This is a genomic window from Streptomyces hygroscopicus (genome assembly GCF_026168105.1).
GTDB classification, from domain to species: domain Bacteria; phylum Actinomycetota; class Actinomycetes; order Streptomycetales; family Streptomycetaceae; genus Streptomyces; species Streptomyces hygroscopicus_D.
This window is the reverse complement of the sequence record NZ_LBMW01000052.1, coordinates 39,757-51,198: the sequence shown is the minus strand read 5'-3', so window position 1 is coordinate 51,198 and position 11,442 is coordinate 39,757. Positions and strand designations below refer to the sequence as shown.

Sequence of the window (11,442 nt, the reverse complement as noted above, 5' to 3'; positions counted from 1 at the left end):
CCACCTGGACCCTGCACTCGGCCACGCCCTCGAAGCGGCGGCGGCGCGGCGGCAGGGTGTCGCTGGGGGTGTTGTTTTCGGAACCCTCGGTGGGTTCGGTCGGCTCGAGCATGCGGGCGTTTCTCCCGTCAGGCTCCCGGGCGCCGCGCCTGGTCCGGCGATAACCGGTGACGTCCGCGGCTCGCGCGGTGCGCGGTGCCGCCGTCCGGGGCGCGGGCGCCGCACGGGAGCTCTCTGTGTCCTGTCTCGCCGGTTCCGTACGCCATGTACGTACGGCCTGGCGAAAGTCTTCTGGTCGGTGCGCTGCCCGACCCAGGTGGCTCCCGAGTACGAGGGCGGCGCTACGACGTCCGTCCCTTACGCGGAACCTTCCTTACTCCGGCGCCGTCGCGGCGGCAGTGGCGCCGGCCGTGGGTGGCTCGGTCGCTGCTGCCTCGCGGTCGGGCGCGAGCGGGTCGGTCACCGTGCCGGTCTCTTCATCGAACAGCCCCTGCGCCAGCCTGGTCACCTCTGCGGGGACCGGCGGCGCCAGGTCGGCCACGGCGCGGAGACCGGACAGGACGTCGTCGGGTCGCACGGCAGGCGTCACGTGCCGAACAACCAGCCGCAGTATCGCACAGGGCTGGTCGGTCGGCCTATCAGCCTGCGAACCGTGCGTTGTTACGCTCTGAAGGCTCGCGACAGCGGCGCGTGCGTCGAAGCTGCGGACGCCGTTCTTGGTCATGCGCTGGACCTCGACGGTCCCCGCCGCGTTGAAGGCCGCCGCTGCCCGGTCGGCGTCCGCGGGCGCCACGCCGTCCAGGCGCAGCTCCCACACCGACGCCGCCAGCCGGTCGGCGAGTCCCGAGGTACGGACCTCGACCGCCTCGATGACGTCGAGCCCCGCGGGCAACGATTCGTCGAGGAGTTCGCGCAGCTTGTCCGGGTCGCGCGCCTCGGTGAGCGCGATTTCCAGGTACTCCGCCTCACTGCCCGTGCCGGTGGGTGCGGCATTGGCGTACGACACCTTCGGATGCGGCGTGAACCCCGCCGAGTACGCCATCGGCACCTCGGCACGGCGCAGCGCACGCTCGAAGGCGCGCTGGAAGTCACGGTGGCTGGTGAACCGGAGGCGGCCGCGCTTGGTGTAGCGCAGTCGGATGCGCTGCACCGCGGGTGCGGGCGGCGGGCCTTCGGGCTGTCGCTTGCCCAGTGTCGTTCAGTCCTTCGTGAGAGCGGTCGTACTGCTACCTAGAGTACGTGTCTCGCTGGCCGGAGGTTCCCGACGGAGACCGTCCGCCTCTTCCGGGGGCCGCCGAAGAGCGTTCGGCCGAGGTCGGCCGGGGCCTGCCCGATGGCCCCTCCCACGCCGTACGCCCAGCGCACCGGCTCCGCAAAGATCCACCGTAATCCGCAAAGATCCACCGTAAAGAGGGGCCGCGGAACCGTCCGCTCATGACCGTCCCCCACGCTCAAGGGCAGGTGTAAGTGAAGGAGGCGGACACCGTGTGCGAACTGGGCGAGGTGATGACCAACTGTGCTGTCGCGTTGTCGGATCCCTTGCCGTGGAAGGTCCACAGCAGTCGGAGGCGGGCCTCGTGCTGCCCCTTGCCGAGCCGTTCCTCGAGCGGGCCCGAGGACGTGCCGTCGCTGCGGTTCCACCGGTAGGTGATCGAGCCCGGCTGTCCGTTGGTGCTCACGACGGCGACCACTTCGGCGGTCCTGTCGCACGTGAGCACCGTGTCGGTGCGCGCCATCACCTCGGTGATCCGCATGTCCGGCGTGTATCGCTGCCAGAGCAGACAGAGCACGACGACGACCAGAACGGCCGCAGCCAGGCGGTATCTCCGCAGCCCGTGCGGACGTCTGCGGCGTTCGCCCTGGGGGCGGCCCGGTCGGGTGCCGTGCCAGACCTCGGCCGCGGTGTCGCCCACACCCAGGGGCGGGACCCCCGGGCCGAAGCGGACCACTCCGGGCTCGGGTGTCGACGAGGATTCCGTGCTACTGGACCAGTGGGCGTCGAGGGCGGTGGCGATGTAGGCGTCGTCGTCGGCGTTCCGCCACTGCGGCCCCGGGTCCTCGGCGCGCTCCGCCATTCCAGACCCCTTGTGTGATCAGCCAGGTTCCACGACCTCGGACGGGATTCCCTGCCGTGGAGTCACCGGCCCCGATGGATCGGGACCACTGGCCCCGGAGGCGTTGTTGCTGCCGGGGTTGTTGGGGCCGGTGCCGGTGCTACTACTCGGACCGGTGCCGGTGCCGGTGCCGGTGCCGGTACTCGGACTGGTGCCGGTACTCGGACCGGTGCTGGTGCCGGTATGGGCGTTCGCCTGTGTATCGGTGTTCGTACGCGTACTGGTATTGGTTTTGGTATTTGTGTCGGGATTGGCGTTCGTGCCGCCGTGGCCGGAGGCGGTCCGGGCGCCGGAGTCGGTCCCCGAGCCCTTGCTCCCCGATTTTTCCGGGTTGTCCGGGGTAGTGCCCGAACCGGACTTGTCCTGCCCGCCGTGTTCGACGCCGGGAGCACCTCCGGAGCCCTTGGTACCGCCAGGGTTGACCATCCTCGAGTCGCCGCCCGGGCCCTTGGTACCGGAGTCACCGGAGTCACCGGTGGAATCCTTCTTGCCGCCCGGGTCTCGAGAGACGGAGACGCCACCACCCGAATCCCTGCCACCGCCCGGGTCACCCGTGCCGGAACCGGAGTTGGTGTCGCCACGGCTGTTGCCGGTATCTGCGGCACTCTGCGCCGTGTCCACCCTGGTACCGGCCCCGGGGTTGCCGTCGGTCCCGGCCCCGGAGCCCGTATCCCGGTGGGCGGTCCCGGCTCCGGCGGCGGAGCTCGTGCCGGTGCCGGAGCCGGTGCCGGCACGTCCCTTGCCCGCACCCGTACCCATGTCGGCGGCCGGTCCGTTGCCGTTCCGCGGGTCCAGCGTCGTGACGGCCTGCGTCCGGTCCCCGGCGTGAGTCTCTTCCTGTCCGGCCCATCCGCCCGGCATCAGACTCACCAGGCCCGCCACCGCCAAGGCAGCAGCCCCGGCGGCCAGTTCCCCCCGCCCGCGCAGCCGGGCGCGACGGCGTCCAGGTAGATCGGTGCGGGCCAGGTCCACCGCGTCCCCGACCAGCTTGATGTCGAGGCGCGACAACGCGAGGGGCACCAGGGCTGCCGCCACCGCGGCCAGGCAGCTCTGGCCACGCTCCTCCCAGTCGGGCCCGTACGCGCTCCCTGCGGCCCACTCCAACTCCTGCAGGAAGACAGTGGCGTTCTGCGGCCGCTGCGTCGGCGACTTGGCCATGCCATGAAGTACGAGGCCACGCACAGCATCCGGCACGGGCCCCATCGGCACCGGCGCGGCGACGTGCTTGTAGGCGAGTTCCAGGTCCGACCCACCGGTGAACGGGCGTTGGCCGGTCAAGCACTCGTAGAACGTGACGGTGGCGGAGTACACGTCACTGGCCGCGGTGGCGGTGCCTGTTTCCCACTGCTCGGGAGGCATGTACGCCGGCGTGCCGCTGAAACCGCAGTGGTCGCCGGTGCGCACGGAGATGCCGAAGTCCACCAGCTTGGACCGGCCGTCCAAGCTCACCAGAACGTTTTCGGGCTTGTAGTCGCGGTGCACCACGCCCACGCCGTGCGCGGCGGCCAGACCGAGGAGGGATCCTTTGAGTACCGCCAGCGCGGCCTCGGGTTCGGTAGGACCCTCTTGACGCAAAAGCGAGCGCAGGGCCGCGCCGACGACCAACTCCATGACGATGGCGGCGCCCTGCTCCGCCTCGACGTATTCGTACAGGCGCGTCACATGAGGTGACGTCAGGCTGCCGAGAAGCCTGGCCTCGGCCCGAAAGGCCGTACGGAATTCGGCGTTCAGGCGCAGTTCTTCATCGAGGTACTTGATCGCGACGTACCGGCCGGTCGCAGCGTGCACGGCGATCCGCACCCGTCCGCTCCGCCCCCTGCCCAGCCCGCTGACGTCGGTGTAGCCGGGAACGACCCACTCGTCGGCGGCCGGCCCGAATGCCGGCCGAATGGAATGACTTGCTTCTGCCATCATCTCCCCCTGGCGACCAATGGCGATCACGGCACTTCCGTGGGAAGGCCCAGGGAGATTCTGCCAGCCGGGCAAGGATCGAAACGGGTCGGCCATTTCGCAGTTCTGTAACCGTCCAACCGCCTGGAATTCTGATCTTTCAGAAGCGATCACTTTTTTGCAGTACCCGAAGCCAAGTAATCGCCGACCCGGACCTGTTGAGGTCACCGAAAAGAACTGTGGCGCTCTTCGTCAGTTGTGGCCGACCATCACAGAACGCCACTCCACATCGATACCGAAACCCTGAACGAGCTACAGCAAACTCCCCGTGCAGCCCTTTGCTCCGATCACGAAGCCCCAGTCACCGTTGGATCGACCAACTCGGCCACCAGGCCGCGGATGCGCTGCTCGATCTCGTCACGGATCGGGCGGACCGCATCGACCCCCTGTCCGGCGGGGTCCTCGAGCTGCCAGTCGAGGTACTTCTTGCCGGGAAGGACGGGGCAGGTGTCGCCGCACCCCATGGTGATCACCACGTCCGACGCCTGCACGGCTTCGACGGTGAGCACCTTCGGCGTCTCGGCCGAGATGTCGATGCCGACCTCCCTCATCGCCTCCAGCACGGCTGGGTTGACCGTGTCCGCCGGAGCCGAGCCCGCGGAGCGGACGTCCACCTCGTCTCCGGCGAGGTGGGTCAGGAATGCGGCGGCCATCTGGGAGCGCCCGGCGTTGTGGACGCAGACGAACAGCACCGACGGGCGCGCAGTGGGAGTACTCATGGGCCTTGTCTTCCTGAGTGGTTCAGTGAGCGGACGGGACGGTGAGTTCGGCGTCGGAGTGGGGGACGATGACGTCGGATTCCGCCGGAGTGGTGCGGCCGAACACGGCGGACAACAGGCCGAGGCCGACGGCGGCACCGACCAGTTGCGCGGCGACGAACGGGGCGACGGAGGCCGGGGCGATGCCGGCGAAGGTGTCGGTGAAGGCCCGGCCGATCGTCACCGCGGGGTTCGCGAAGGACGTGGACGAGGTGAACCAGTACGCGGCTCCGATGAAGGCGGCCACCACCACGGGGGCCAGATGTGCGCGACCGGCACGCGTCAGTCCGAAGATCAGCAGGACCAGGCCGGCGGTCGCCACGATCTCGCCCAGCCACAGATGACCGGCGGAGCGGTCATGAGTGGACCACTTCACCAATGGCTCCGCGAACATCGCATCGGCCAGGATCGCGCCCCCAACGGCCCCGGCGAGCTGCGCGGGGACGTACGCGGCCACTTCCCGCGCGGTCATTCCGTCACCGCTCCGGCGGCCGGTGAACCAGGCGGCGAGTGTGACCACCGGGTTGAAGTGGGCGCCGGAGACAGGCCCCAGCAGAGCGATCAGCACGCCCAGGCCGAAAACGGTGGCAAGCGAGTTGGCGAGCAACTGCACGCCGACGTCCCGGGACAGCTCGGTCGCCTGGATACCGGAGCCGACCACCACGGCGACGAGTGCCGCCGTCCCCACCGCTTCGGCGACCACGCGCCGCCCCAGCGAGGCACTCATGCGTTTGCCCCGGCGCTCTGCGGGACGGTCAGGAACGAGGCCAGCCGGGCCAGGGCCTCGGGCAGCGCCCAGTAGTAGACCCACGTCCCGCGCCGTTCGCAGTCGATGAGGCCCGCCTGGCGCAGCAGCTTGAGGTGATGGGAGATCGTCGGCTGGGACAGGTCGAAGGCGGGCGTCAGCTCACAGACGCACACCTCACCGCCGTCCCGTGAAGCGATCATCGACAGCAGCCGCAGCCGCACCGGATCCCCCAGAGCCTTGAACACTCCGGCCAGCTCCGTCGCCCGATCTTCGTCCAGGGGGGCGGAAGCGAGCCTCTCACAGCAGGCGCCGTCCGTGTCCTGGCCGAGGACCTCAAGCTCTTGTTTCGACATGCCTCTATGTTGACGTTTTTCAATTCAGAGCGCAAGGTTGCATAGACGAACATCGATACAAGCCGCCGGGGCACCGCCATGCCCTGTCTTCCAGGAGTGAGTGACTCATGCCCGAGCAGTCCAGGGACCTGCGTGAATCCGTCCGCCTCCGCTACGCGGCAGCAGCCGTCAAGGTCACCGAAGGCGGCACCGCCTGCTGTGGACCGGAGCCCGTCGAGGTGGACGAGAACTTCGGCTCCGCCCGCTACGCACCCGACGAGCGCGGCGCTCTGCCCGTGAAGGCCGTCGCCGCCTCTCTCGGCTGCGGCAACCCCACGGCCGTCGCGGACCTCCGCGAGGGAGAACGCGTCCTCGACCTCGGCTCCGGCGGCGGCATCGACGTCCTGCTCTCCGCCCGCCGCGTCGGCTCCACGGGCAGGGCGTACGGGCTCGACATGACCGAGGAAATGCTCTCCCTCGCCCTGGCCAACGCCGAGCAGGCGGGCGCGACGAACGTCGAGTTCCTCAAAGGCACGATCGAGGCGATCCCGCTGCCCGACGACACCATCGACGTCGTGATCTCCAATTGCGTCATCAACCTGTCCACCGACAAGCCCGCCGTCTTCGCCGAGACCTTCCGCGTCCTCAGGCCGGGTGGCCGGATCGGGGTGTCCGACATCGTCGCGGACGACTCCCTGACACCCGGTCAACGCGCCGAGCGCGGCGACCACGTCGGCTGTATCGCAGGCGCACTCTCCTTCACCGAGTACCGCGAAGGCCTCCTGGCGGCAGGGTTCACGAACGTCGAGATCACCCCGGCCCACGAGGTCGCCGACGGCATGCACTCGGCCGTCGTCCGCGCCACCAAGCCCGCGGCAGGCGACGCCGGCACCCGGACGCCCACACCGGCCGGCACCTGCTGCGGAGTCAACGCCTGCTGCACCGATGCCGAAACGTCCGCAGATCCGACCGTCGGCGTGAGCGCGGCGAAGACGGCAGCCGGCTGCGGCTGCCGAAACTGACCGGACACATCCGTTCCGGGTGCCATGGGCCATGGCGCCGCTCGGCATCTGGCTCGCAGTGTCACCGGCGGCGGCAACACCCCGTGGCGTATCCCTCGGAATCGTGTGAAGCAACAGTTGGGCAGGCGGCATGAAGTGCACGACCGCGTGCGCACCGCCGGGCAGTGCCCCGGAGTTGCCCCCGGGGCACCACCGTTCCGCGACAGCCGCTTCCCTACGCCGCGGCAACGCCCTGCGTGTTCGACAGCGGGCAGACCCAGCGTGACGCACGAGGCGGTGGAGAAAGCAGAGTTCACCGGCCAGGTCACCATCTCGTAAGACTCGCGTAGGCGCGTCGGGCGCCGGACTGAGACGATGTATCGATGATCGCTTCGATACCTCCCGTGGTCCCCGCAGGCCGAATGAGCCAGAGCGAGCAACCCGTCTTCCAGCTCGCGAGCGGTGTGCGTCTACGCCCGTGGGAATCGCAGTACGCCCAGGTACTCGTGGACTCCAGTCGCGATCCGGGCATCCAGCACTGGAACCGTCCGGGGCTCCTGTCCATCGACGATGCGCAGGCGAGGATCGCGCGCTGGCGCCGGCGTTGGGAGGCGGAAGAAGCGGCGGTCTGGGCCATCCAACGGGTCGATGACGACCATCCGGTGGGCCTCATCGGCCTGGGTGACATGGACTTCAAAGGCGGCAGCGCCGAGTTCCTGTACTGGCTGCTCCCCGCCGCTCGTGGGAGTGGGGCCATGGTCGACGCGACGATCCGCGTGAGCCGATGGGCTCTGGACGTTCTCGGCCTGCACCGGCTGCGCATCACCCACTCCGTGGCCAACACAGCCTCCTGCCGGGTTGCCACACGGGCCGGGTTCGCTCTCGAGGGGACGATGCGCAGCGCTCTCCTGCATGCCGATGGCTGGCACGACGAGCATCTCCACGCGAGGATCCAGGGCGATGCCTGGCCTGATGAAGAGCACACCACGACGGCCGACCTGAACGTTTCAAACCTCCGAAATCGCCCGGCCGCCACCTAATCTGACCGGCGATCACGCTGGGTGCTTCCCGGCTTGTCGTCGGTGCCATCGGCGTGGCCGCCGAAAGCCGCCTCCTAATTCCTTACGCGGAGGTGCGGGTGATCAGTCGCGAGAGAAGGCACCGGGTCGCATCGGGTTCCAGGCCGCAAGAACCGTGAGCAACGGCCATGGCCCTGCGCAGCATGGCTGAGGGTCTGCATGGCGGCGCCGGCGGGGCTGGCCCTGCCGGGTTGTTGCCTCGTCCCCGGCCCGGGCCGCCACGGCCGGCAGCGTCTACGTCGCCCACTACACCGTCGGCACGGTGACGGTGATCGACACCACCACCAACCCCGTCAGCACCACCATCACCGGCTTTCGGCTTCGCCGCAAAAAGTCGGCCGACGGCAGACCTTTCGGCCGCCCACTGTGCCTGGAGCGCGGCGGCCGGCCGACACGGCACTGCCGAAGAACCTCACACTCGATTCCAACGCCGGGCCACTCCCCCGCGCAACAGCACAGGGGCAGCAGGAAAGCCGCGGTCACACACCGGGCAGCCCGGGTGACGCCCACGTGCCGACAGCGGCCGAGGCGGCAGCCACCTAATCCTCACTCGCTCCCGCCAGGCTCTCAACCGCTCGGTCGAGTGCCCGGCTCACCTCAGTGCACGTGACCGCTCGATGCAGGAGCAGGCGCCGCGTTTCTTGACCGTCAGAGGCAGCAACTTCTTTCCGGTCGGGCCGATTTGTATGGCCGTATCCATCTGCGGGCAGACGCCGCACGCCGATCGGGCACGAGACGCCGATCTCGCCCAGCCCGCAGTACTCGGCAGGATGCTTGTCGAGGTACTGCTGGTGGTGGTAGCAGTCGGCCGCGTAGAAGTCGCCCCCTGCGGCGACGACCCGCAATGCCGTCGCGGAAGCTGAGCCAGGCGAGCTTCCCGATCACGAGGAAGTCCCCGTCGTCGGCCTCGATGAGGTCCGGACACGACTGCCCCGTCGCACTGCCCCGCACGGCGGGCTCGATCCGATCCGACGCATGAGGGCTCCTTGGTGACAGGATCGGTGCCATGGGCACCGAGAGGGTGTGGGCGTACCGAGTGGAGGAGCCACACGGCTCGCACGGCTGGCGCCCCCACGGCGGCCCTTCCCACCGGTGGCGGGGAAGGGTCACCACCGAGTCCCGGAGCGAGGATGCCAGATACGTCGCCGCCCTCGTCGTCACCGACCTTGTGACCGAGTGGAAGGTGAACGGCATCAGCGAGCAGCACGTGCGCGTGATCGTGTGGGCGGGCGAAGAAGGCACTGGCCCCGAGGACGCGGTCCTCACGCTGGAGATCCAGCCCGGCGTCGTCGGAAAGTGACCAACCGCGGCCGGATCCGCGCACTGCCGGGATACCGGCCCGGTCGTCGAGTCGATCTCCTGGTGTCCGGCCAGTGCAGATCGATGCCCGACATCGCAGCGAACTCAGACCCACTCCACCTCTGATCGGATGTGCGAGGAGCCTGCCGGCTCCGGCAGGGGGCCGATTTGTATGGCCGTATCCATCTGCGGGCAGCTACCTACCCACACTCACCATGATCCCGAAGCGGCAGGCGTAGGCGCCTTTGGATCCGTAGCTCTCTGCGGATCGGTCGGTGAGGGGCATACCGGTCGCGCTACGGTCCTGCGAGGTCGCTGTCGTACGGGGCCGGTTGCCGTACCGCCACCGGCTTCAGCGCGGTCTTGGGAGTGCTGCCGGTTGGCTGCGGTCTCTATGGTTGCTGTACTCCGCTGCTGTACAGCCAGGATTGATCAACTCGTTGTCCTGCGGTAGCAATGGCGGATGATACGTGGCAACAAGATCGGCCTGCGAGCCCGGCACGACGCTGACATTCCAGTGCTCCATGCGGTTCTTTACAACGACGTGGCAACCCGGTCGCGTCAGGACCCTCGGCCCTGGCATCCGATACCACCAGGGTCGGCCCGCTCTCCCTATGCAGTCGCTGAGCCCTCGGACGCTGCAGCATCCTTTTCCGTGGTGGAACTCGAGTCGCAGGAACTGGTGGGTGCCGCCTCGCTGTGGGGCATCGACACGCATAACAGGTCGGCGCACCTGGGCATCTCCGTGCTCCCTGACTTCCGCGGTCGTGGTTTTAGCTCGGACATCGTCCGCGTGCTGTGCGAGTACGGGTTCGCGTTACGCGGACTGCAGCGACTACAGGTGGAGACCATGGCGGACAACGCGCCGATGATCGCGGCGGCGAAGAGAGCGGGGTTCACGATCGAGGCCACGTTGCGGCGCTCGGCCTGGGTATACGGAGCATTCGTCGACCAGGTGATCCTCGGTCTCCTCGCTCATGAGTGGACTCCCTGAGGACGAGATGTTGGGGGCCGGGCCGCTGAGTGCCGAAGCACTAGTTTTGAAGAGTCCGGTTGTGGCACTCTGCTGAGCTGGCAGTCTGCTGACCTGCGGTAGCGCGTCGCTCCGGCCGTGATTCACCGTGAGTCCCCGGAAGTTCCCGCCCGATCGGGCACGCGACGGGCACGCCGTGCCCGCAGTGGCCTCGACGCCGTCGCGGCGGCTACCAACGCGCGCCCACGCAAGACTCTCGGGTGGAGACTGCAGCAGGACTTCACCCCCGCAGCGTAGAAACCCGCTGTCCAAGATCAAGGGGGAACTTCGTGCCAGCTAGCGATCCCGACGCACATCGGATCGCGGCCGGCGGCGACGCGCACGGATCCAAAGGCGGCATGCCCCGCGGTCCTCGGCCTTACTCCAGGGTCTTCGCAGCGTCGCGGATGACCTCGAGGACAGCGTTGGGCTGGGAGAGCATCGGGACGTGGCTGCTGTCGAGGCTGACGGTCGTGGCCTTCATCCGTTCGGCGGAAGCGCGCTCCCGGTCCGGGTTCACCGTGCGGTCCTGGGTGCCCACGATGTACCAGCTCGGCTTCGCTCGCCAGGCATTGCCGGGTACCTGCTGGTCGAAGAGGTCCGCGATCGGCGGGTTAGCGGTCGCCAGCACGAGCTTTTGTTCCTCCAGCGGCAGATCGCCGCAGAAGTCGCCGATGCCCGACTCCTTGAGGTAGATGCGGTTGTCGGCGACCTCAAGGTGCTCGAAAACCGGCGAGCTGGGAAACGCGGCCAAGTGCTGCTGCGAGGTCTCGTCGTCGTCCGGGGCAAGCGCGCAGATGTACACCAGGGCGCCCACGCGGTCGTGCACGCCCGCCTTGGTGATCAGCGTGCCGCCGTAGGAGTGGCCCACGAGCACGACCGGGCCGGGCACGTGGTTGATCGCGCGGTTTACGCAGTCGACGTCGCCTGCGAGCGAGTCAAGCCCATGCTGCGACGCGAAGACCTCGCGACCCTCGGCCTGGAGTGCGGGGATGAGCTTTGCGAAGCACGAGCCATCGGCCCACAAGCCGTGGGCCAGCACGATGCTGGCTTTTCCGGCCATGAGTGCCTCCTTTGTCGCTACGTCGCTGCCTGTAGCGGAGATCCACTTCGTTTGATCCTCTTTGTTCAACCCTAGGTGGGGACTAC

At 68.6% G+C, this 11,442-nt stretch carries 11 protein-coding genes; 4 read left to right on the top strand and 7 right to left on the bottom strand.

Annotation, left to right across the window (positions count from 1 at the left end):
- Positions 1-373 precede the first annotated feature (373 nt).
- The 6 genes from AAW14_RS33040 to AAW14_RS33015 all read right to left on the bottom strand — a co-directional run bounded on the left by AAW14_RS33040 (position 374) and on the right by AAW14_RS33015 (position 5,923).
- Positions 374-1,150 carry a TIGR03936 family radical SAM-associated protein gene (locus AAW14_RS33040; RefSeq protein ID WP_265568115.1) on the bottom strand — a complete coding sequence of 259 codons (777 nt, stop codon included), beginning with the start codon at positions 1,148-1,150 and terminating at the stop codon, positions 374-376.
- 301 nt (positions 1,151-1,451) lie between these two features.
- Positions 1,452-2,075, bottom strand: a complete 624-nt coding sequence (locus AAW14_RS33035) for a hypothetical protein (protein WP_265568114.1) — start codon at positions 2,073-2,075, stop codon at positions 1,452-1,454.
- Positions 2,076-2,093: 18 nt separating this feature from the next.
- Positions 2,094-4,055 (bottom strand): protein kinase domain-containing protein, encoded by a 1,962-nt coding sequence (locus AAW14_RS33030; RefSeq protein ID WP_322741145.1) that lies wholly within the window; start codon positions 4,053-4,055, stop codon positions 2,094-2,096.
- A gap of 296 nt (positions 4,056-4,351) precedes the next feature.
- The gene (locus tag AAW14_RS33025; RefSeq protein WP_265568113.1) at positions 4,352-4,783 is read right to left on the bottom strand and encodes an arsenate reductase ArsC; all 432 of its coding nucleotides are present in this window, start codon (positions 4,781-4,783) and stop codon (positions 4,352-4,354) included.
- Positions 4,784-4,805: 22 nt separating this feature from the next.
- Positions 4,806-5,549 carry an aquaporin gene (locus AAW14_RS33020; RefSeq protein WP_265568112.1) on the bottom strand — a complete coding sequence of 248 codons (744 nt, stop codon included), beginning with the start codon at positions 5,547-5,549 and terminating at the stop codon, positions 4,806-4,808.
- Positions 5,546-5,923 carry an ArsR/SmtB family transcription factor gene (locus AAW14_RS33015; RefSeq protein WP_265568111.1) on the bottom strand — a complete coding sequence of 126 codons (378 nt, stop codon included), beginning with the start codon at positions 5,921-5,923 and terminating at the stop codon, positions 5,546-5,548. The genes AAW14_RS33020 and AAW14_RS33015 overlap by 4 nt, the downstream gene beginning before the upstream one ends.
- A 107-nt stretch (positions 5,924-6,030) precedes the next feature.
- On the opposite strand from AAW14_RS33015, the gene arsM reads away from it, so the two are divergent.
- From arsM to AAW14_RS32990, 4 genes are all read left to right on the top strand, one after another.
- The gene (arsM, locus tag AAW14_RS33010; RefSeq protein WP_265568110.1) at positions 6,031-6,924 is read left to right on the top strand and encodes an arsenite methyltransferase; all 894 of its coding nucleotides are present in this window, start codon (positions 6,031-6,033) and stop codon (positions 6,922-6,924) included.
- A 401-nt stretch (positions 6,925-7,325) separates the two neighbouring features.
- Positions 7,326-7,943, top strand: a complete 618-nt coding sequence (locus AAW14_RS33005) for a GNAT family N-acetyltransferase (RefSeq protein WP_265568109.1) — start codon at positions 7,326-7,328, stop codon at positions 7,941-7,943.
- Between the two features lie 1,045 nt (positions 7,944-8,988).
- On the top strand, positions 8,989-9,282 hold the full coding sequence (locus AAW14_RS32995; protein WP_265568108.1) for a hypothetical protein: 294 nt from the start codon (positions 8,989-8,991) through the stop codon (positions 9,280-9,282).
- Positions 9,283-9,744: 462 nt separating this feature from the next.
- Positions 9,745-10,275, top strand: a complete 531-nt coding sequence (locus AAW14_RS32990) for a GNAT family N-acetyltransferase (protein ID WP_265568107.1) — start codon at positions 9,745-9,747, stop codon at positions 10,273-10,275.
- Positions 10,276-10,672: 397 nt separating this feature from the next.
- On the opposite strand, the gene AAW14_RS32985 is transcribed toward AAW14_RS32990, so the two are convergent.
- Positions 10,673-11,356 carry an alpha/beta fold hydrolase gene (locus tag AAW14_RS32985; RefSeq protein WP_265568106.1) on the bottom strand — a complete coding sequence of 228 codons (684 nt, stop codon included), beginning with the start codon at positions 11,354-11,356 and terminating at the stop codon, positions 10,673-10,675.
- Positions 11,357-11,442 lie beyond the last annotated feature (86 nt).

Coding starts and splice junctions, on each gene's coding strand:
- AAW14_RS33020 (WP_265568112.1), bottom strand. CDS start 5,549: ATGAGTGCCTCGCTGGGGCGGCGCGTGGTCGCCGAAGCGGTGGGGACG.
- AAW14_RS33015 (WP_265568111.1), bottom strand. CDS start 5,923: ATGTCGAAACAAGAGCTTGAGGTCCTCGGCCAGGACACGGACGGCGCC.
- AAW14_RS33005 (WP_265568109.1), top strand. CDS start 7,326: ATGAGCCAGAGCGAGCAACCCGTCTTCCAGCTCGCGAGCGGTGTGCGT.
- AAW14_RS33035 (WP_265568114.1), bottom strand. CDS start 2,075: ATGGCGGAGCGCGCCGAGGACCCGGGGCCGCAGTGGCGGAACGCCGAC.
- AAW14_RS32995 (WP_265568108.1), top strand. CDS start 8,989: ATGGGCACCGAGAGGGTGTGGGCGTACCGAGTGGAGGAGCCACACGGC.
- AAW14_RS33025 (WP_265568113.1), bottom strand. CDS start 4,783: ATGAGTACTCCCACTGCGCGCCCGTCGGTGCTGTTCGTCTGCGTCCAC.
- AAW14_RS32985 (WP_265568106.1), bottom strand. CDS start 11,356: ATGGCCGGAAAAGCCAGCATCGTGCTGGCCCACGGCTTGTGGGCCGAT.
- arsM (WP_265568110.1), top strand. CDS start 6,031: ATGCCCGAGCAGTCCAGGGACCTGCGTGAATCCGTCCGCCTCCGCTAC.
- AAW14_RS32990 (WP_265568107.1), top strand. CDS start 9,745: ATGATACGTGGCAACAAGATCGGCCTGCGAGCCCGGCACGACGCTGAC.